20 protein-coding genes and 1 pseudogene are annotated in these 19,712 nt (G+C 39.0%); 13 read left to right on the forward strand and 8 right to left on the reverse strand.

All coding sequences use genetic code 11. The annotated features are described in order from the left end of the window. Nucleotides 1-29 precede the first annotated feature (29 nt). Complete coding sequence (locus tag ACQKKK_RS00250; RefSeq protein WP_057913195.1) at nucleotides 30-215, forward strand: sporulation protein Cse60; 186 nt, start codon at nucleotides 30-32, stop codon at nucleotides 213-215. Between the two features lie 163 nt (nucleotides 216-378). On the opposite strand, the pseudogene ACQKKK_RS00255 reads toward ACQKKK_RS00250, so the two are convergent. Beyond that, nucleotides 379-522: pseudogene (locus ACQKKK_RS00255) on the reverse strand (SDR family oxidoreductase); the annotation flags it as partial. A 93-nt stretch (nucleotides 523-615) separates the two neighbouring features. On the opposite strand from ACQKKK_RS00255, the gene ACQKKK_RS00260 reads away from it, so the two are divergent. Together ACQKKK_RS00260 and ACQKKK_RS00265 are read left to right on the forward strand one after the other, a co-directional pair. Then, the gene (locus tag ACQKKK_RS00260) at nucleotides 616-918 is read left to right on the forward strand and encodes a hypothetical protein (RefSeq protein WP_427613197.1); all 303 of its coding nucleotides are present in this window, start codon (nucleotides 616-618) and stop codon (nucleotides 916-918) included. A 74-nt stretch (nucleotides 919-992) separates the two neighbouring features. Next, nucleotides 993-1,322: an MGMT family protein gene (locus tag ACQKKK_RS00265; protein ID WP_427613198.1), complete on the forward strand. Its 330-nt coding sequence runs from the start codon at nucleotides 993-995 to the stop codon at nucleotides 1,320-1,322. A 231-nt stretch (nucleotides 1,323-1,553) separates the two neighbouring features. On the opposite strand, the gene ACQKKK_RS00270 is transcribed toward ACQKKK_RS00265, so the two are convergent. Continuing rightward, complete coding sequence (locus ACQKKK_RS00270) at nucleotides 1,554-2,819, reverse strand: NAD(P)/FAD-dependent oxidoreductase (protein ID WP_427613200.1); 1,266 nt, start codon at nucleotides 2,817-2,819, stop codon at nucleotides 1,554-1,556. A gap of 205 nt (nucleotides 2,820-3,024) precedes the next feature. Here ACQKKK_RS00270 and ACQKKK_RS00275 point away from each other — a divergent pair, with 205 nt between their 5' ends. Both ACQKKK_RS00275 and ACQKKK_RS00280 read left to right on the forward strand, forming a co-directional pair. Then, the gene (locus ACQKKK_RS00275) at nucleotides 3,025-4,626 is read left to right on the forward strand and encodes a putative polysaccharide biosynthesis protein (RefSeq protein ID WP_427613201.1); all 1,602 of its coding nucleotides are present in this window, start codon (nucleotides 3,025-3,027) and stop codon (nucleotides 4,624-4,626) included. Nucleotides 4,627-4,749: 123 nt separating this feature from the next. After that, entirely contained in the window at nucleotides 4,750-5,472 is a 723-nt protein-coding gene (locus ACQKKK_RS00280) for a pseudouridine synthase (protein WP_427614031.1), read from the forward strand. A gap of 89 nt (nucleotides 5,473-5,561) precedes the next feature. Here ACQKKK_RS00280 and ACQKKK_RS00285 read toward each other — a convergent pair whose 3' ends face one another. After that, nucleotides 5,562-5,783: a DeoR family transcriptional regulator gene (locus ACQKKK_RS00285; RefSeq protein ID WP_034309346.1), complete on the reverse strand. Its 222-nt coding sequence runs from the start codon at nucleotides 5,781-5,783 to the stop codon at nucleotides 5,562-5,564. Between the two features lie 539 nt (nucleotides 5,784-6,322). Here ACQKKK_RS00285 and ACQKKK_RS00290 point away from each other — a divergent pair. Further along, complete coding sequence (locus ACQKKK_RS00290) at nucleotides 6,323-6,673, forward strand: hypothetical protein (RefSeq protein WP_427613202.1); 351 nt, start codon at nucleotides 6,323-6,325, stop codon at nucleotides 6,671-6,673. A 169-nt stretch (nucleotides 6,674-6,842) separates the two neighbouring features. Next, a complete protein-coding gene (locus ACQKKK_RS00295) occupies nucleotides 6,843-7,235 on the forward strand; it encodes a hypothetical protein (RefSeq protein WP_427613203.1) in 393 nt (130 codons plus the stop codon). Between the two features lie 179 nt (nucleotides 7,236-7,414). On the opposite strand, the gene ACQKKK_RS00300 is transcribed toward ACQKKK_RS00295, so the two are convergent. Next, nucleotides 7,415-8,173 (reverse strand): DeoR/GlpR family DNA-binding transcription regulator, encoded by a 759-nt coding sequence (locus tag ACQKKK_RS00300; protein WP_427613205.1) that lies wholly within the window; start codon nucleotides 8,171-8,173, stop codon nucleotides 7,415-7,417. 238 nt (nucleotides 8,174-8,411) lie between these two features. Between ACQKKK_RS00300 and ACQKKK_RS00305 the strand changes: the two genes are divergently transcribed. The 6 genes from ACQKKK_RS00305 (at nucleotide 8,412) to ACQKKK_RS00330 (ending at nucleotide 15,055) form a co-directional block, all read left to right on the forward strand. Beyond that, complete coding sequence (locus ACQKKK_RS00305) at nucleotides 8,412-9,164, forward strand: ABC transporter ATP-binding protein (RefSeq protein ID WP_427613207.1); 753 nt, start codon at nucleotides 8,412-8,414, stop codon at nucleotides 9,162-9,164. Continuing rightward, a complete protein-coding gene (locus ACQKKK_RS00310; RefSeq protein ID WP_427613208.1) occupies nucleotides 9,157-10,773 on the forward strand; it encodes an ABC transporter permease subunit in 1,617 nt (538 codons plus the stop codon). Before ACQKKK_RS00305 ends, ACQKKK_RS00310 begins: the two co-directional genes overlap by 8 nt. A gap of 13 nt (nucleotides 10,774-10,786) precedes the next feature. After that, on the forward strand, nucleotides 10,787-11,776 hold the full coding sequence (locus tag ACQKKK_RS00315; protein ID WP_427613210.1) for an extracellular solute-binding protein: 990 nt from the start codon (nucleotides 10,787-10,789) through the stop codon (nucleotides 11,774-11,776). A gap of 21 nt (nucleotides 11,777-11,797) precedes the next feature. Next, on the forward strand, nucleotides 11,798-12,892 hold the full coding sequence (gene phnW, locus ACQKKK_RS00320) for a 2-aminoethylphosphonate--pyruvate transaminase (RefSeq protein WP_427613212.1): 1,095 nt from the start codon (nucleotides 11,798-11,800) through the stop codon (nucleotides 12,890-12,892). Next, the gene (gene phnX, locus ACQKKK_RS00325) at nucleotides 12,889-13,704 is read left to right on the forward strand and encodes a phosphonoacetaldehyde hydrolase (RefSeq protein ID WP_427613213.1); all 816 of its coding nucleotides are present in this window, start codon (nucleotides 12,889-12,891) and stop codon (nucleotides 13,702-13,704) included. Before phnW ends, phnX begins: the two co-directional genes overlap by 4 nt. A 286-nt stretch (nucleotides 13,705-13,990) precedes the next feature. Then, a complete protein-coding gene (locus ACQKKK_RS00330) occupies nucleotides 13,991-15,055 on the forward strand; it encodes an NAD(P)/FAD-dependent oxidoreductase (protein WP_427613215.1) in 1,065 nt (354 codons plus the stop codon). Between the two features lie 49 nt (nucleotides 15,056-15,104). Here the strand turns inward: ACQKKK_RS00330 and ACQKKK_RS00335 are convergent, their stop codons facing one another. The 4 genes from ACQKKK_RS00335 to ACQKKK_RS00350 all read right to left on the reverse strand — a co-directional run bounded on the left by ACQKKK_RS00335 (nucleotide 15,105) and on the right by ACQKKK_RS00350 (nucleotide 19,593). Further along, nucleotides 15,105-17,051, reverse strand: a complete 1,947-nt coding sequence (locus ACQKKK_RS00335) for an FtsX-like permease family protein (RefSeq protein ID WP_427613216.1) — start codon at nucleotides 17,049-17,051, stop codon at nucleotides 15,105-15,107. Then, the gene (locus tag ACQKKK_RS00340) at nucleotides 17,041-17,802 is read right to left on the reverse strand and encodes an ABC transporter ATP-binding protein (protein WP_061464460.1); all 762 of its coding nucleotides are present in this window, start codon (nucleotides 17,800-17,802) and stop codon (nucleotides 17,041-17,043) included. Before ACQKKK_RS00340 ends, ACQKKK_RS00335 begins: the two co-directional genes overlap by 11 nt. A gap of 100 nt (nucleotides 17,803-17,902) precedes the next feature. Then, the gene (locus ACQKKK_RS00345; protein WP_427613218.1) at nucleotides 17,903-18,907 is read right to left on the reverse strand and encodes a sensor histidine kinase; all 1,005 of its coding nucleotides are present in this window, start codon (nucleotides 18,905-18,907) and stop codon (nucleotides 17,903-17,905) included. Then, entirely contained in the window at nucleotides 18,904-19,593 is a 690-nt protein-coding gene (locus tag ACQKKK_RS00350; protein ID WP_427613220.1) for a response regulator, read from the reverse strand. The genes ACQKKK_RS00345 and ACQKKK_RS00350 overlap by 4 nt, the downstream gene beginning before the upstream one ends. Between the last annotated feature and the right edge of the window lie 119 nt (nucleotides 19,594-19,712).

Here is a 19,712-nt window from a genome sequence, read left to right on the forward strand (position 1 = left end):
ATTATAGTAAAAAGGGCAGGGGAAAGCCGATGATACAAGTTAAACTATTCGATTATGAGCATGAAAAGGATTTAGAGGACGAAATGAATGTTTTCCTGGAAGACATTCGTGATAATCAAATCGTTGACATCAAATATAATGTCGCCACTACAGGTGAAGAGGAAGAGGAACAAATCTACTGTTTTAGTGCGATGATCATTTATAAGAAAAAATGAAGGCGGGATTCGCCCTATCGTTTTCTGTACATATATCAATATTAGACTACCTATTGCTGTAAGTCGGGCAAATCAAGGTAGTCTTTTTTCGTGAATGCCAAGGAAAGTGGATTTCCAAAATCTTGAGTTCCTGGGAAGGGGGAAGATTATACGATGTGGAAAGTCAGGATGATGTCGTTTCCCCGCCGTTTACATGAAGTGTTTGTCCTGTCACAAAATAGGAATCATCCGAAGCAAGATAAACAAAGGTGGGAGCCAGTTCAAACGGCTGGCCTTGGCGCTCCATCGGGTTCTCTACTTGTGTCACTATTTTTCTAAGAATTTTACAAACACGCTGATAATGGGTAAAGTTAAACGTAATACATAGTGCGGGCTGGTGTATTTTTAGGAGAGATCCATTTTGGATAACAATATGAAACAACTTATTAATAATATACAGCAATCGGGTGGGGGCCATATCTTATACTGTTTTAATGAATTGGAAGCCTACATTGAAAATGAGGCAACATTCATCAGTGCCAGTGTTGAGCAGGGAGAACGTATCCTGGTCGTCGAAAATGACCGTATCCTTCCTTTCGTGTACAAGAAATTGCAATTCATTAGGATGAGGAGCAATTGGAGAAAGCGCATCTTATTAATAATTTTGATTTTTATTATTTTCATGGAGACTTCCATCCTTCAACGATGGTTAATTATTTCTTGAAAAACATCGATACATATTCTGAACGGAATAAAACTCGTGCGGACATGGGCCACGAGAACAAAGGGGCGAGTAATTTGGAAAGTTTTACAGAACGGGTGATTAAGATCATTCAACATATCCCTTCCGGTAAAGTGATGACATATGGTCAAATTGGACAGCTCGCCGGAAGTCAGCAAGGTGCAAGGCAGGTCGTAAGGATTCTTCATTCAAGCAGCAAAAAACATGACCTTCCTTGGCATCGGGTTATCAATTCCAAAGGCGAAATCGGCATAAAAGCGGAGGGAGCCGCAGAACATCAGAAGGCGATGCTGGAGAGTGAAGGCGTCACATTCACGAAGAGGAATACCGTTGACCTTGAAGCTTTTCGCTATCATCCAGAACTTTTTAACGGAAAGCCGGAATAAAAGAGGCAGCGGTCGAATAAATGGCGAGAACGGCCGAATAAAAACGTTATGGGTCGAAAAAAGTGGGAATACGGTCGAATAAAAGCGCTGTGGGTCGGAAAAAGAGCTAGAACGGCCGAAAAACCTGCGCCAGCGCCTGAATTAATGTCCATCAAGCACCGAATGATTATCGCGACATACGAAATCGCATCTAAAAGAGGCTGATCCAAACGGATCAGCCTCTTTAAGGAATTATGAACGGGCATATATGGCAGCATTCATTCCGGCGAGTCTTCCGGTTACTAATGCTGAGGTGATATTGTAGCCGCCTGTGTATCCGTGTATATCCAGAATTTCACCGCAAAAGTACAGACCATCCATTAATTTGGATGCCATTTCTTTTGGGTGGATTTCTTTGACGGATACGCCGCCTCCCGTGACGAAGGCTTTTTCTAGCGGCTGGGTGCCGTGTACTCCAAATTGGAAGTCCTTGCATAGTTCAGCAAAGCGGCGGATTTTTTCATTAGATATCGTCGCTCCTTGTTCTTGAAGATCGATGCCGCTTTGCTCAAGCAGAAAGTGAAGGTATCGTTCAGGAACTAATCCTTTTAACGTATTTTTAATGGCTTTTTTCGGTTCGGCTTTGATTTCTTTCATGATGTCTTGAAAGACCTCTTCCTTGTTTCGGTCGGGAAGGGCATCGAGTTTCATTGTCACTTCCGATAGGTTCCATTTTTTCATCGCTTTCACGACGAATTGGCTGCACCTTAGAACAGCTGGACCGGAGACACCGAAATGGGTGAAGAGCATATCCATTTGGTGTGTGATCAGGGCCTTGCCTTTTGGGTTGAGGACACTCAATGAAACATCCCGAAGTGCAAGGCCTTGAAGTGTTCGATCTTTAATGAATGTTTCATGGCTAAGTACGGGAACTTCAGTTGGGAACAGTTCGGTAATCGTATGCCCCGCCTTTTTAGCCCATGCGTAGCCATCCCCGGTTGAACCGGTGTGAGGAACTGATTTTCCGCCGACAGCAATCACGACTGCATCTGTATCAATGGTCTGTCCATCTTTTAACCGGACACCGCTTGTTTTTCCATGTTCATAGAGAACTTCGGCAACTGGTGAGTTCTTATATGTCGTTACCTTTAAATTCGACAGGCGCGTCAGTAGGGCATCCACGACACTCTGTGCTTTATCGTTAACTGGGAACATCCGGCCATGGTCCTCTTCTTTTAGAGCCACGCCCAATTTTTCAAAGAATTGAATAATGTCTTCATTGTTGAACTCTGAGAAAGCACTGTATAGAAATCGCCCGTTTCCAGGGATATGCTGAATGATTTCATCGATTGAAAGCCTGTTCGTCACGTTGCAGCGTCCGCCGCCCGAGATTGCAAGTTTCCTTCCAAGCTTCTCGCCTTTATCCACTAACAATACATGGGCGCCTTTTTCCCCGGCTGCAATTGCTGCCATCAATCCGGAAGGACCGCCGCCAATTACCACTACATCATATTTCAAATTGATCACCACTTTATCATTTTCAGTCCCTTCATTATATAGCAAGAGCCCGTCAGATTGCGAATGTAGAAAAAGAGAAAATATTTGTTTGTGTATTATCTTCGAAAACGATAAACTTGAGAGTAGTTTTCTATAGAAAAATTACTTTATTATGATAAGATAAAAAGCGTGTAAAACGTAACTGACAGAGGCAGGATGGGATTAGATGTCGTCTAAATTTTTAAAAGGGGCTTTTATATTAACGCTGGGAGCGATCATTTCCAAGGTTCTTGGTTTATTTTATGTCATCCCCTTTGAACATATGGTTGGGAATAAAGGGGCTACCCTCTATCAATATGGGTACGTTCCATATACCATTTTCATCAGCTTTGCAACGGCAGGCATGCCGCTTGCTGTTTCTAAATTCATTTCGAAGTATAATGCGCTCGAGGAATACGCAGTCGGTGAGAAGTTATTTAAATCGAGCCTGAAATTAATGGCTGTCACCGGTTTTCTTGCCTTCTTGCTCCTTTATACGATGGCACCGCTGTTTACTGAAGTATTTGGTGTAAAGAAGGAAGATGTCGGGGATGTCACGGAGATCATACGGGCAGTAAGCTTCGCCTTGATCTTTGTACCGTTCATGAGTATCATCCGTGGCTTCTTTCAAGGTCATGAAGCGATGGAGCCAACGGCCATATCTCAGGTTGTTGAACAAATTGTCCGCATCGTGTTCCTTCTGGCCGGTGTGTATGTTGTTTTAAATGTCATGGATGGAGAGTTAGTGAAGGCCATCCAAATAGCTACATTCGCGGCGACGGTCGGGGCCATCGGCGGTTTAGTGGTATTATTTTGGTATTGGAAAAAACAAAAACCCTATTTGGACAGCTTGATGGAGAATGACCGGGGTACGATGGAAATTTCCCTGAAGGAGATCTACAAAGAAATATTTCTATCGTCGATTCCTTTCATATTTGTCGGTATCGCGATGCCAATGTTTCAGTTTGCGGACTTGTTATCTTTCAATAAGGCGATGTCGTCGATCGGGCTGCAGCATGTCGCAGAAGATGCCCTTGGGGTTTTGAATGTATATGCCCAGAAGCTTGTCTTGATTCCGATGACGCTTGCAACCGGGTTTTCAATGGCGCTTCTTCCCTCGGTGACGAAGGCATATGTTAGCGAGGATTCGGAAGAGTTAAACCGCCAGCTGAACCAAGCCTTCCAAATTTTATTGTTCATTACGATCCCTGCGGTCGTTGGCATGTCGGTGCTGGCCGATCCAATCTATAGTGCCTTTTACAGCCATGATCCGCTGGGAATCAGTGTCCTGAAGGCATATGCACCCGTTTCCATCTTGTTTGCGCTTTTTTCCGTTTCGGCGGCTATTTTACAAGGCATCAATCAGCAAAAATATACGGTGCTCAGCCTGCTTGTAGGCTTTTTAATCAAATTGAGCTTGAATATCCCGATGATCAAGTTGTTTGAAACGGAAGGGTCCGTTTATGCCACGGCATTCGGCTACTTGGCAGCTGTCCTGCTGAACTTGTATGTCATTACCTACTTTACTGGCTATCGTTACAGCCTTACCATCAGAAGATCAGTATTGATCACTGTATTTTCAACGATAATGGGACTGGCTGTATGGGGCTTGAACAGTTTATTATCGCTGTGGCTTACAACGGAAGGGCGCTTCCAAGCGATTTTGATCGTGGCCGTTTGTGCAACCTTTGGAGCTCTCATTTATGCAGCGCTATCCTTGAAAAGCAAGCTTGCCCATCGTTTGTTCGGTACCCGGATCGATCGGTTAAAAACTAAATTAGGATTATAAAAGATAGAAGTTTGATGTGTAAAAAAAAGGGTATGATAAAGTGAATCCCGGATTAAATATTTTGGCCTTGCCTGTCATTATAGTGGGCAAGGCCTTTTACTGAAAAGGCTTTAGGAGGAAATGATGAGAATTGATAAGATATTATCCAATATTGGTTATGGAAGCAGGAAAGAAGTGAAAAAGCTCCTGAAATCTGGCGCCGTCAAGGTCAATGAAAGACTGCTGAAGGATCCGAAAGAACAAGTGGACCCTGATACGGAAATTGTGACGGTTCATGGTGAACGGGTTGAATACAGGGAGTTCATATATTTAATGATGAATAAACCGCCAGGCGTATTGTCGGCAACGGAGGACAAACACCAAGAAACGGTCATCGATATCTTGGAGCCAGAGGATTCGGTGTTCGAGCCATTCCCTGTGGGCCGTCTGGATAAGGACACAGAAGGTTTATTGCTGATCACGAATGACGGAAAGCTTGCCCACCAACTGCTTTCCCCGAAGAAACATGTTCCTAAAACATATTTTGCGGTCATTGATGGCGAAGTAACGGAACGGGATATCGAGGCATTCCGCAACGGCGTGACCTTGGATGATGGGTACGAGACAAAACCAGGGGAATTGAATATTTTAAAATCAGGCCTGACATCGGATATCGAGCTGACGATCATGGAAGGAAAGTTCCATCAGGTGAAGCGGATGTTTGAGGCCGTGGGCAAACGTGTCGTCTACCTAAAGCGTCTTTCCATGGGAAGTTTACAACTAGATGAGGAACTTGAGCTTGGTGAATACCGTGAGTTAACGGCGGAAGAGCTTGAACAGTTAAAGGCGGGCCAACCTGCTGAATGATAAATAAGCATGAAAAAATGAGGCGGACAAATATTGTCCGCCTCAAAGTATTTTTTTACATATCGATTTTGTTCGGGTGGTCTTTCTTTTTACGATGACATCTTCACCTTTTTACTTGTTGTCGTCCAAAGGCCACGGCTTGGGCTTTGAACAAGGTCATTGTACGCTAAGACATTTAAATCGCGCTGCACAGTTCGAGGAGTGATGCCAAATTCTTCTACAAGCTCTTGAGTAGAAACCGTACCGTTATTACTAATGAACATATAAACGGATTTAATACGGGTTAACATGCGATTTGTTGAAGGTTTCAAAAAATCACTCCTTATTCTTTTCATTGTTATTCTGAACAAATGAAAACAACCGATATGTCGGACAGCATTTCAGCTGTCACTATGTACTTGCTTACCCACCCTATAACTCCTCGGAAACATTAGAAAAAATAAGATGTCATTAGATTCATTTTACCCCTTTACAAAAGCAAATTCTATAAAAAGATGCCAATTTACTAAATATTACATTTATTATATCAAATTTTAACAAAATTATTCTCTTTACATATATAAAAATTAATAAAGGTTGTGTTGCTCCATTTGTTCATACTCATATTTTGCCAAAAAGGATGCTAAATATACATCAAGAGATGTCATACAACACCAACGTTGAATATGAGGCATATACATGTTACTTTACTTAAAATGGATTATAAATCGTATTTATTATGTTTTGTGTCTGGATACAGGAATTGCTTGATGGCTTGCGGTTACGGTGTCATAATGAGGTGTTGAGCAGTGTAGCCTTTCATACATGTTCTCAAGGAATGTAAATATAAACAAATTCGAGGTAGAGCCACATGAACGAAAGATTAATGGAGTTTTTATTGCGCGACGAAGTGACCAGACTTTCTGGCGTGAAAAAACAAGTGTATGAATTCATCGTAAACGAGGAAGATTATCTTGCTTCGAAAGCGGACACAGTCGATCAATTCATGAGATTGCTGGTAAAGCATTCTCCGCCCCGGCTCGCAGCCCGTCATTTCAATATGCCTTATGGGGAAATCATTCGTTTCATGAATGAAATAGAAGATGAGCTGAATGAGAGATTAGAAGAAAGGTGTAAGAAAGTGAAGTGGATGGACTACACGGAAAAGGATCAGCAGGCATTTGTGGAATATCATAGAAAGTTATATCTATTTATTAATTAAATTTGATTGAGCGAATGTCCTTGGTAACAAGGGCATTTGTTTATTTTTTGGATGAAAATGAATGAATAACTAATACCCAAAATAGATGTTGGCTGGAACACTTAATAGTAATACAAAGCCATATTCAGTAACGAAAGATAATTCCATACGTCTAATTGAATGGAGGTGTATGATGAAGAAAAACATAGTGGTTTTCATGTTAATGGTTTGCATTTTTAATTTGTCGGGTTGTGTTAAAACAGAAATCAAAACCGTGACATCTAAAAATCCAGATGCAGAAGAAGTTTTAAATCTTGATAAAAATGCAGATATTCTCCAATGGGAAAAGATCATATATAAAACGGATATTGAATGGGTGAATGAGCTTAAACTTACTAAGAACGAATCTGTTGGAGAAATTACAGAGGTATTCTCAAACGATTCCAGTAAATCTTTTAAAGATGGTATGGCCAATAAATTACCCATAGGAACAAAAATATACACCACAAAAGAGCGAGATGATGTGCTAATCGTTGAATATAACGGGAAAGTAAAGCATTACTTAGCACTTACCGAAGGCTAACTACCCGTAGTCGTATTATTTAGTGGATGTGCAAAACCAGATGCTGATAAAACAGAAAATTCTGATATACAACTGTGTCATATCTCCATTTACACACCGAAAGCTGGAGCACCTATAAGAGGGAATAAACAAGCAAAAAGGAAATTATACAACAAAGTATAATTTCCTTTTTTATGCATTTAAGAAATGATTAAATCTGTGTTCGTTTCTTTATACGTATTGATGAAATCTTTGTGTAAATGATGATCTGTGATAATGTAATCAATTTTATCGAGTGAGGCAATCCCAATGGTTACGTCTTTCCCGAATTTAGTGCTGTCAGCGGCAACATAAACTTCTTTAGATAATTCAATGATTTTTTTCCGGGTGTTTGCTTCATCTAAATTATAGTCGGAAATACCTTTTTCAATTGTAATGCCACTTGCACATATAAAGGCTTTCGATATATTCAATTCGCTAAAATTAAATAAGTAATCAAAAGCTACAATAGACTGTTCATTTTGCCTTACCTTTCCCCCGATAATCAATAACTCAATATCACTATTGATCAGTTCATTTATAACAGGGATCGAACTGGTTATTACGGTTAGTTTCTTTTTCTGTTTGATATATTTAGCTATTTGATATGTTGTTGAACCGCTATCGATATAAATACAATCACCATCGTTGATATACTCACTGCATCTTTGTGCGATCATTTCTTTTTCTTCTAATTGACTAAACATACGTTCATCTATTGTCGATTCACCAAACTGTGATTTAACTAGCTTAACTCCACCATAAATTTTTTCTATTTTTCCTTGTCTTGTAAGGAGGTTTAAATCTCTTCTAAGGGTTTCAATAGAAACTTTTAGTTCTTCTGTAAGCTCAGCTATCTTCATAACTTTTTTTATCGTTAATAATTCAATGATTTTTTTTTGCCTTTCAAGTGGAAGCATGGATTCACCCGCCTATTCAACGTAATCTTTTTCCCTTTATTGATTTTAGTTTACTGTTTACCCATAACATATTCAACATGTCGCTAGAGGATTTAATGATAACTATATCACCAGTTGGTCAAAATGTAGTAATAAATTAGTAACAAAGTGTTCAATATTTACAAAGCATTTACATAAATCTCAAATTCGATTTACATATAGCTTTTATACTGAGGGTGTATTAAAGGAGGTGAACAGTTTGCTAAAATTACAAAATATTAGCAAGCATTTCGATGATAAATTAGTTTTAGACAATATAAATCTTGAAATTAAAACAGGGGAGATCGTTTCACTGCTAGGGCCAAGTGGAAGCGGTAAAACTACTTTATTGAATATTATCTTGGGATTAACAAGTATGAATCATGGAAAAATCATTTTTAATGATACCGATTTGAGTAACGTGCAAATGAAGGAGCGGGGATTTAATATAGTCTTCCAAGATTATGCACTCTTTCCTCATTTAAATGCATACGAAAATATTGTATATGGTTTAAGAAATAAGAAGGGGGTAGTGTCTGAGATAGAATTGCAGGAATATATTGAATTCTTAGAGCTAAAACCTCATTTAACAAAGAGAATGGGCGAATTATCGGGTGGCCAAAAACAGCGGGTAGCGCTTGCAAGAACACTCGTAATGAAACCCAAAATTTTATTACTAGATGAACCATTGAGTGCATTGGACGGTGTTATTAAGGAATCCATAAAGCAACGTATTAAATCTATTGCGAGAGAATTTAAGCTAACGACAATTATTGTGACACATGATCCAGAAGAGGCCTTAACGATGTCCGATAAAATTTTAATTATTAATCAGGGGAATATTTCTCAATTTGGAACACCTCAAGAAATTATAAATCAGCCAGCCAATGATTTTGTAAAGGAATTTATACTTAAGCAATTACAGATCAAGCGAGGAAATATACTTAACTTATTTGGTGAAAAGTATGCCTGATGTAAAACCGGCAATGCGAGTAATTTATATACCTATCTTATTGTTATTTACCGCCTTTCTATTACTGCCCTTAGGCATATTGTTTGTCCGTTCTTTTGAAACTAGCGAAGGATTCAATCTATCAAATTATCTTTCATTACTTTCAAATAAAGAACTGATGGAGTCAATTGGGAACAGCATAAAAATATCCAGTCTTACTGCTCTTATTACGACTGTTTTAGCATTTTCGCTTGCCTATTCCATCCATTGTACAAGAATATATAGGCCATTAAAAAGTGCGATTAAAACGGGAATCCTTGTTCCAATGCTACTTCCAACAATCACATTTGGGTTTGCGATTATCTATTCTTTTGGTAATCAAGGGCTCATAACAAAGATATTTGGTAGAAATCTCTTTGATATATATGGGTTTAATGGATTATTGATTGGCTATGTAATTTATACATTACCATCAGCTTTTCTTCTTATTAATAATTCTTTCAAGTATATTGATAAAAAGTTTATGGTCGTTTCAAAGTTAATGGGTGACGGAACAATAAGAAGTTTTATGAATACAATCGTTCGTCCGTTATTGGGAACCTTGGGCGGAGCATTTGTACTTTCCTTTATTTTGAGCTTTACGGATTTTGGAATACCGGCTTCAGTCGGCGGGACGTATTCCGTAGTAGCGACTCAACTGTATCAAGTAATGCTTGGTTCCATCCCAGATTTTAATAATGGTGCGGCCATTGCTGTTCTTATGCTAATTCCGGTAGTATTTGGCGTTTTACTATTAAACTATCTTGAAAAACTTAATTTTCATTATGACAAGTTTAGCGATATAGAATTGTCTCAACATAAAGGTAGAGATTTATGTTTTGGGATTGTCTCACTACTGGTTTTAATAGGGATGCTTTCCGTTTTTGCTGTCATGTTCATTGCACCATTTTTAAACAGTTTTCCATACGATCTTTCGTTCACACTTAAACACTTTATTGACACATTCCAATCGAGCGATTTAACTGCGGTTTATAAAAACTCCTTATTTGTTGCCATTATGACGGCAGTATTTGGCACGTTAATCGCATTTTGCTCAGCCATATTAAATGTCCGTACACCGCTAAAATGGAAATCGTCAATTGATGTTATATCAATGTTGACGAATACAGTACCGGGCATGGTCTTAGGTTTATCGTATTTACTGCTTTTTAATGGAAGCAGTTGGAAGGGGACTTTTACAATTATTGTTCTATGTAACATTGTCCACTTCTTTACGACACCATATTTAATGGCGAAAAACTCTTTATCTAAAATGAATCCTGGTTGGGAAACAACTGGAGAGTTATTAGGAGATAGCTGGATTAAGACTGTCTATCGGGTCATTCTTCCAAACTCAGCATCGACGGTGATTGAGATGTTTAGCTACTATTTTATCAATAGCATGGTCACCATTAGCGGGATTATTTTTTTAGTCACAGCTCAAACCTCATTAGTAGCGAGCAAGATAAAAGAGCTGCAGCATTTCGCCAAATTCAATGAAATATTTATATTATCTTTACTCATCTTTTTTACAAATTTAATCGTAAAGTTGCTTTGTGATCATTATCAAAAAAGACAATTCAAACATTAATGAGGGGGATATTATGTTTAAAACGATGAAGGTAGCATTATTATCTCTAGTTGCTATAGGTTTGATTTTTTTACTTGTAGGTCGTAACAGTAGCAAAGCAGATGAAGGAAAAGTGGTCATCTACACAAATGGTGATGAAGAAGCTACTGAAGCTATAGAAACATCATTGAAAGAAGCTGGATACAAGGGGAAATATGTCCTTCAATCATTAGGCACGTCTGAATTAGGCGGGAAGCTGATGGCAGAGGGAGATAAAATTGAGGCTGATATCGTGACGATGAGCTCTTATTTCATCGAAAGTGCTCAGCAGCAGCATTCCATGTTTGAAGACCTAACGTTTAGTACAAAACCATTGGAACGAAATCCAGCCTATTATACGCCGATTTTAGCTAATACGGGTTCAATTTTTGTAAATACCGAAGTACTCAAACAAAAAGGATTACCTATGCCAACCTCAGTGAAAGATTTAACAAAACCAGAGTTTAAAGGGTCCGTCTCGATTCCAAACATATTGGACTCTTCAACAGGGTGGCTGTTAGTTCAAGCCATTATCAGTCAATACGGTGACGAAGAAGGGAAAAAGGTTCTTCATGACTTAATAGCTAATAGCGGTCCGCATCTTGAGAGCTCAGGTTCAGGTCCAATCAATAAAGTGCAAGCAGGGGAAGTGGCTGTTGGTTTTGGTTTACGCTACCAGGCAGTGATGGCTAAAGAGTCAGGCTTACCGATCAAGTATATTGATCCGATTGAGGGGGATTTTTCCTACACTGAATCAGTGGCAGTCGTTGATAAAGATGATGCAACAACGAATTTAGCAATGAAAATGGCAGAAACAATCACTAAAGATGCTAGAGAAGATTTGTTGACACATTATCCCGTCGCGCTTTATGAAGGTGAAAAGGTTATGGATAAGAATAAACCCGCTCATCCTATGAAATTTAAACAACCATTAACAGTTGAGCTATTACAGCAGCATCAAGATTTCTTTAAATCAGCTAAATAATTCTGTGAGGAGTGAAGGAATATGAATAACTATAAACTTTTAACGCCTGGTCCATTGACTACTACAAGTACGGTGAAACAAGAAATGCTTGTTGACCGTTGCACTTGGGAGAAGGATTATAAAGAAATTACACAAAAAATCAGGTCCCAGCTACTCGAATTAGCATGTGCTGTAAAAGAAGAGTATTCAGTCGTACTTATGCAGGGAAGCGGTTCGTTTGTTGTTGAATCGGTGTTGACGACTGCCATTTCAAAAAGCGATAAAGTGCTGATTGTAACGAATGGCGCGTATGGTAAACGGATTGTGAAAATGGCACAGTGTATTGGACTGAATTATACGGAATATGGTGTTGAGTACAATGAATTTCCAAAGGAAGCTGAGATTAGGAGTATTTTAGAAGAAGATCAGGAAATTACACACATTGCAATGGTTCATTGTGAAACAACAACAGGTATTTTAAATCCGATTGAAATGGTTTCAAATCTATCGAAGGAACAAGGGAAAACATTAATTATTGATGCCATGAGCAGCTTTGGCGGAGTTGACATCAATGTACCTGAACTCGGAATTGATTATTTGATCAGCAGTGCAAATAAATGCATTCAAGGAATCCCGGGATTTGGATTTGTCATTGCGAAGCTTGATAAACTTATAGAGTGTGAAGGAAATGCACGAAGTTTGTCATTGGACCTATATGATCAGTGGAAAGAGATGGATAAGGATGGGAAATGGCGCTTCACATCTCCAACACATGTAGTGGCTGCATTTGCAAAAGCGTTGGAGGAGCTAAATGAAGAAGGCGGCATTTCAGCTAGGTTTGCACGATATAAAAATAATAATGATAGGTTAAGAGAGTTGATGGGTAAATTGGGCATTCATCCATATATCACACCTGAAAAACAATCGCCTATTATTACAACATTCCTTTTTCCAGATGAACAGTTCAACTTTGAAGATTTCTATTCATTTATTAAAGAGGAAGGCTATGTAATCTATCCCGGAAAGCTGACTGACATAGATACATTCCGAATCGGCAATATCGGTGAAATCTATGAAGAAGATATCCAAAAACTATGTAATATTGTAGAAAAATATATGAAAGTGGTGACAGTATGAACAAAGTAGAAGGAGTAATTTTGGATTGGGCTGGGACAACAGTGGATTTTGGATGTTTTGCGCCAGTAAATGTATTTGTTGATATATTTAAAAATGCTAGTATTGAAGTTACGATGGAAGAAGCAAGAGCTCCAATGGGGATGCTGAAAATTGACCATATACGTGCTATGCTGACCATGCCAAGAGTATCTGCCTTATGGGAAGAAAAATACGGAAGACCATTTAATGAACAAGATGTTGAAAACTTGTATGCTGAATTCGAGCCAGCACTTATGGCATCATTGTCAGATTATACAGATCCAATTCCTGGAGTGATCGAGACACTGCAAGTTTTAAGAAATCAAGGGCTGAAGATTGGGTCGACAACCGGGTATACAAATATGATGATGGACGTCGTCGTACCTAATGCGTTGACAAAAGGGTATAAGCCAGATTTTTATATTACCCCTGATGAAACAAATTCTATTGGAAGACCATATCCTTATATGATTTATCGAAATATGGAAGAACTAAAGCTATCGGCATCATGGAAAGTAGTAAAAGTAGGCGATACCATTTCAGATATTAAAGAGGGAGTAAATGCAGGAGTTTGGTCAGTTGGAATCATTATTGGAAGCTCTGAGATGGGATTAAGTTTAGATGAATTTACAAGTCTATCAGAAATTGATAAAGAAAATATAATCTCTAAAACTGCAGACTCCTTTATGCAAAATGGGGCTGATTTTACGATTAAAACAATGAGTGACCTTCCTGAACTTATCGAAAGAATTAATAGTCTTATTTCAGATGGAAAGAGACCTCGAACAAACTAAACAGTAATTACAGTAAATAAAGTGTAGCTTATACTCTATTCTCAATTGAGAAAGAAGTAGGGCTACATTTTTTTATTTGTCGACTGTTTTAAAAGTGTTGTTGAAAATAATCGAATAATAGGGGACTTCATCGACTAAGAGATATCCATTATTTCAAGTGACCATCATATTTGTTCAACAATAGTTTCAGTAATTTAACAAAGCGATATTGTAAAAAAAGTGAAAAGAGTGTACGATTAAATGAGAATGATAATCAATTACAATTGGTTACTGAGGAGTGAGTGTAATGGAACAGCAAGATTTATTCGATGTAACTGTTATTGGAGGAGGGCCAGCAGGACTTTACTCCACTTTCTATAGCGGACTAAGGGAAATGAAGGCTAAACTGATTGAATACCAGCCACAGCTAGGCGGAAAAATCCATGTCTATCCAGAGAAAATGATTTGGGATGTAGGAGGGCTGACACCCACTACGGGGGAAAAATTAATTGAACAGCTAGTGGAGCAAGGGTTAACATTCAATCCAACGGTCGTTTTGAATGAAAAAGTGGAATCGATCACACGTAATGAAGAAGGTATATTCGTTTTACATACTGCTTCAGGTCAAAAGCACTTTTCAAAAACGATCATTGTCGCGGTCGGCGGTGGAATCCTGAATCCGCAAAAGCTGGAAATAGACGGTGCAGAAAGGTTTGAAGTCTCCAATTTAAACTATGCTGTAAAGTCTTTCGATCGTTTCAAGGATAAAGCGGTGATCATTTCAGGCGGCGGGAATTCTGCAATAGACTGGGCAAATGAATTGGAGCCAATCGCCAAAAAGGTATATTTGACATACAGGAAAGATAGTTTAGCCGGTCATGAATCACAAGCGAGACAATTGATGGAAAGCTCTGCTGTTTGTTTCTTGAATACCACGATTACCAAGCTGATCGCTTGCGCTGATCATGAATCAATTGAATATGTCGAACTGACGAATCATGAAACGGGAGAGGTTTCTTACTTGCCGATCGATGAGGTCATCATCAATCATGGTTATGAACGTGATACATCGTTGCTTCGGAATAGTAACGTGGATATTGCCATAGCCGACAATTATTATATTGAAGGTACTGCCGCAAGTGAATCCTCGATGGATGGCATATACGCTGCCGGTGATATCCTAAAGCACGAAGGTAAATTGAACTTGATAGCAGGTACTTTCCAAGATGCAGCAAACGCCGTAAACAAGGCAAAACAATTTATCCACCCTGACGCTAATGAAATTGGAATGGTCTCGTCACACAATGAAATCTTTAAAAAGCGCAACAGGGAATTGATCAAGGAAATGATGAAACCAGCTGTGGTCCTTTAAATGGAATTAAAAGCTCCAGGGCCTCATGGACCCTGGAGCTTTCAGCATCTTATAGAGATTCTTTAATGACCTTCTTGTAATGAAAAACGGATAGGATTCCGAAGATCGAATACAATGCCGTGTATAATGCCATGACGATGATCATCGGTGTCCAAACTTCGGTCCCGAATAAGAACCATCCTGATTGGACTGCGAAATAACTGTGAAGCAGCCCGACGACTAAAGGAATGCCGAAATTGAAAACTTGTTTTGCTTGGATTCCTCTTAGCAAGTCACCTCGAGTGAATCCCAGTTTTCTTAAGATGGTATAATTGGATTTTTCACCTTCACTTTCATCCATTTGTTTGAAATAGAGGATACAGCCGGATGTGACGAGGAAGGTTAATCCCAAGAAGCCGACGATGAACATAATAAGACCCATATTCTTCTTCTGGGTATTGAACATTTCTAATTGGGAATCATTCTTCTGTTCTTCTTTAAAGTTCATTTCATTGAATATATCATTCGCCTTTTCAAGTTCAGCTTCATCCTTTACATCAATTCCGATATTGACAGATGATACTTTTTGGATTTTCGGGTCGATATCCTTTTTCAATCGGTCGAATATCGTTTGGTCTACAATGGCAACGGGCAAACCGCCGCTCGTGAAGTAATAGGACACGATGGTATCATCATTCAATCCCATATATGTTTGCGGAATCACTTCGTGTTTGCCTTTCAGTTCAATCTTTCCGGAATCTTTCAAGGACATGACCTTCTCCAACATATTACTGTATCCGCTGAAAAGGGTCTCATCTTCAGCGAGGTTGATTCCTTTAACGGATTCATCACTGATGACGGGAATAGTCATGATGTCCCGATCAAAGTTAACACTCTCGAGGCTGGTCTCCGTTATTTCCTTTACATTGACATCCACTTGTATGACATCAATCACCTTTTCGTCATAATCAATTTTACTGGCTGATAAAGCTTCTTTGAATGCATCCGCATCTTCCTTATCCGTCATCGAAAAATCGGTAGGGATACTGCTTTGTGCACTCTTCTCTGCTGAGTAGTAGGAGATATAGCTTAAAGATAATAATCCAATCGCCAAAGCGGAAACGGTCGTGATGATCGTCAATAATACCGCATTCGATTTCATTCGGAACATGATCGATGAAAGGGACAATACTTCATTGATGTTCAAATATCCATTTTTCTTTTTACGGACGATATTAAAGATAAAGCTTACGGATCCTTTATAAAATAGGTAGGTCCCGATGATGACGGAAGCAAGAATGAAGATCATGGCCATAAAAAGCTCGGTCATCTCTGAAAAAGCTCCATCGAATAATTTGGATGAAACGACATAGCCGGCAATGATCAGGATGATCCCGAATATCCCGATGATCATTTCGAACATCGAAACCTTTTTCACTTTTCCCTCCGTCATTGAAGTCACTCTAAATAATGATAAAATGGTCTGCCTTTTAATGAAGGCATAATTCATCAACATGATGAAAAGATAGATGGCGCTAAAAACGAGCACGGTTTGAACAAACGGCTGAAAAGAAAATTGAAGGGTCGCGATCGCCTGGACACCCATTATTTTAAATAAAATCATGATGATTAATTTTGAAGCGGCAAACCCTACAAAGATTCCCAGGAATACGGAACAGAAATAAAGGATCAGGTTTTCCACGCTCAGGATACGGAATATCCTGTTCTTGGTCATGCCTATTAATTGGAATAAGCCAATTTCTTTACTGCGCCTTTTTATGAAAATGCTATTGGCATATAAAAGGAATATCGAAACGATCGCAACAAGCAGGATCGATGCTGCCTTGATGGCGGCGGCCCCTTTCACTGTACCCTCGGCTTCATCCAAGGATGGATCATATTGCAATGTGACAAAAGCGAAATAAAGGGAGGCGCTGAAGACTAGGGCAAACACATACAGATAATAGTTCTTCAGATTCTTTTTCAGATTTCGAAAGATGAGTTGATTAATGCTCATTTTGAACCCCTCCCAATACACCTTGGGTTTTCATGATGTCCTTGAAGAAGATTTGTCTGGTTTCTTCGCCTTTATTCAATTGTGTATATATTTGTCCATCTTTAATGAAAATGACTCTGCTGCAATAACTGGCTGCCACTGGATCATGGGTTACCATGATGATGGTCGCTTTGCGTTTTTGATTCATTTCGCTCAGTTTGTTCAATAAATCGGAGGCTGATTTAGAGTCAAGAGCTCCAGTCGGTTCATCCGCAAAAATGATGCTTGGGTCATGGATGAAGGCCCGTGCTGCAGACGTACGCTGTTTTTGACCGCCGGAAATTTCATTTGGGTATTTATCCTTCACTTCATATATGCCCAGTTCTTTCGCTACGGTATCAAACTTTTGTGCCGCTTCATTTTTTGGTGTTTTTGTAATGGATAAGGGCAGAAGGATATTTTCTTTGACAGTCAGTGTGTCCAATAAGTTATATTCTTGGAAGATGAAGCCCAGATGGTTCTTCCGGAATTCGGCCAACTTCTTTTCTTTCATCCCTGAAATCTCTTTTCCATCGATTGTAATGGTGCCGTTGCTGATTTTATCGATTGAGGAAAGGACATTCAGCAAAGTGGTTTTTCCTGAACCGGATGCACCCATGATGCTTACGAATTCACCTTCTTGTATGCTTATATCGAGACCCTTTAATACTTCTTGCTTATTGAATTTATTTCCATAGCTTTTATGGATTTTTTTCGCTTCTAATATATTCATATCGATACACTCCTTTATTTCTATATCCTTATTATAAAAGGCGATGTATTTCTTTTCCTTCGTTTGTCCGAACAAAGAATAAAAGCATGTGACATTTTTGTCACATGCTTGTGATATTCACGAAATCATTTCTTTTTGGGAAGGTCAAGGTAATGGTCGTCCCGGTTCCTAGCTTTGATTTTACATCAATAGAGATGAATAGGGACTCTGCTGCTTTCTTGGTTAAATATAAACCCATGCCAGTTGCAGCATGGTCACGATGATTAGTCGTGGATGTAAAGCCTTTATCAAATATGCGGGATATATCCTTTGGGTCGATGCCCCGACCAGAATCCTTCACTTCAAGGAGTGTTTGTTCAGCTTGTTTATGGCTATAAATCGTAATATCTGAGTTTTCACTGTATTTAATGGAGTTGGTCAAGAGCTGCCGCATGATGAAGGCCAGCCATTTTGCATCAGTAAGCACTTCGGTTACATCCAATTGTATGTCGAAGCCGATTCCTTTTTGAATGCACCATGATTGCAGCGTTTTAATCTCATCAAAGATTATAGTTTCCAAATCCGTATTCTCAATATACAAATCATTTTCGATGAAAGGCATGCGCCTTTGATGGAGCTGCTGATCAAGAAGAAGGTGAATGCGCAGCCACTCATAAGTCAAATGGGATTTCAGCAATTCATCATCCAAGCGGTCAATCATTAAATGCATCGCCGTCAATGGTGTCTTCACTTCATGAATCCAAGATAATAAATCATCCTTCTCCTGCTCTAAAGTCATTTGGCCAATTGCTGCGGATTGCTTCAATATTTCTGTCTGATTAATGATGCTGTTTTCTATGATTTTTTCGAAAGGACTTTCTGGTTCTGGTATATTCGTTATATCCAGGCTGTCTTCCCGAGCTTCCAAACTTTTATAGAAATACGTTTCTTTTTTATAGCGGAAAATCAAAAAAATACTGAACATAATCAATGATAAAAAAACAATATACAGTATTGGCTTTAATGGAATGGCCGAGTCAAGAAAAGCGACAAAGATGATGAATAGATGAAGAAGTATGTAGAATATGATCCAGCTGAACCTTTCCACGAAATATTTTCTGATCATGCATTAGCCTCTTCAATTGCGATATAGCCCTGTCCGACCTTCGTTTCGATAAAATGGCCTAAACCCAGTTCATCCAACCTCTTTCGTAAACGGTTCACATTCACTGTAAGGGTGTTATCGCTTATGAACCGTTTATCATCCCATAAGCTATTGATCAATTCTTCCCGGCTTACGATCTTGTTTTTCTGTTCAATGAGCTTTTTTAAGATGAAAATTTCATTTTTTGTCAATTCGATTGAGCCAGTCTCGGCCGATACCGTGTTTTTCTCGTAATCCACTGTCGCACCGCACCAGGTTTTCAATTCGATCTTTTCTGTATTGTAATTATATACCCGGCGAAGGATGGCTTGTATCTTTGCGATGAGTACATCGAAATGAAAGGGCTTCTGGATAAAATCATCAGCGCCAAGCTGCATGGACATCACCATATCAGTAGGGTGATCACGTGACGATAAAAAGATGATGGGAACATTAGAATGGGCCCGGATCATTCTGCACCAATGAAACCCATCAAACTTCGGCAACTGTATATCAATGATGACCAAATCAGGTTTTATGTCCGTGAATTCCTGGACCACTTTACTAAAATCGCCAATTCCGTGTATATCATAAGACCATTGCGCCAATCTATCTTTAATTTCATTGAATAACGTCGTATCATCTTCTATTAATAGTAGTTTAAACAAAGGGTTCACCGCACTTTTCAGCTTTTCTTAAAAGTATATAGTAAAACCATTATAGGTTCTATAGGAGGGGCATCAACTCAAAAAACATTACCGGTTGTATGTAAACCATTATTATATTA

The sequence above is a fragment of the Peribacillus sp. NPDC006672 genome, assembly GCF_050274955.1.
In the GTDB taxonomy this organism is placed as follows: domain Bacteria; phylum Bacillota; class Bacilli; order Bacillales; family DSM-1321; genus Peribacillus.

Coding starts and splice junctions, on each gene's coding strand:
- ACQKKK_RS00300 (WP_427613205.1), bottom strand. CDS start 8,173: ATGCTTCCACTTGAAAGGCAAAAAAAAATCATTGAATTATTAACGATA.
- ACQKKK_RS00280 (WP_427614031.1), top strand. CDS start 4,750: ATGAGAATTGATAAGATATTATCCAATATTGGTTATGGAAGCAGGAAA.
- ACQKKK_RS00310 (WP_427613208.1), top strand. CDS start 9,157: ATGCCTGATGTAAAACCGGCAATGCGAGTAATTTATATACCTATCTTA.
- ACQKKK_RS00335 (WP_427613216.1), bottom strand. CDS start 17,051: ATGAGCATTAATCAACTCATCTTTCGAAATCTGAAAAAGAATCTGAAG.
- phnX (WP_427613213.1), top strand. CDS start 12,889: ATGAACAAAGTAGAAGGAGTAATTTTGGATTGGGCTGGGACAACAGTG.
- ACQKKK_RS00250 (WP_057913195.1), top strand. CDS start 30: ATGATACAAGTTAAACTATTCGATTATGAGCATGAAAAGGATTTAGAG.
- ACQKKK_RS00330 (WP_427613215.1), top strand. CDS start 13,991: ATGGAACAGCAAGATTTATTCGATGTAACTGTTATTGGAGGAGGGCCA.
- ACQKKK_RS00295 (WP_427613203.1), top strand. CDS start 6,843: ATGATGAAGAAAAACATAGTGGTTTTCATGTTAATGGTTTGCATTTTT.
- phnW (WP_427613212.1), top strand. CDS start 11,798: ATGAATAACTATAAACTTTTAACGCCTGGTCCATTGACTACTACAAGT.
- ACQKKK_RS00290 (WP_427613202.1), top strand. CDS start 6,323: ATGAACGAAAGATTAATGGAGTTTTTATTGCGCGACGAAGTGACCAGA.
- ACQKKK_RS00275 (WP_427613201.1), top strand. CDS start 3,025: ATGTCGTCTAAATTTTTAAAAGGGGCTTTTATATTAACGCTGGGAGCG.
- ACQKKK_RS00315 (WP_427613210.1), top strand. CDS start 10,787: ATGTTTAAAACGATGAAGGTAGCATTATTATCTCTAGTTGCTATAGGT.
- ACQKKK_RS00340 (WP_061464460.1), bottom strand. CDS start 17,802: ATGAATATATTAGAAGCGAAAAAAATCCATAAAAGCTATGGAAATAAA.
- ACQKKK_RS00345 (WP_427613218.1), bottom strand. CDS start 18,907: ATGATCAGAAAATATTTCGTGGAAAGGTTCAGCTGGATCATATTCTAC.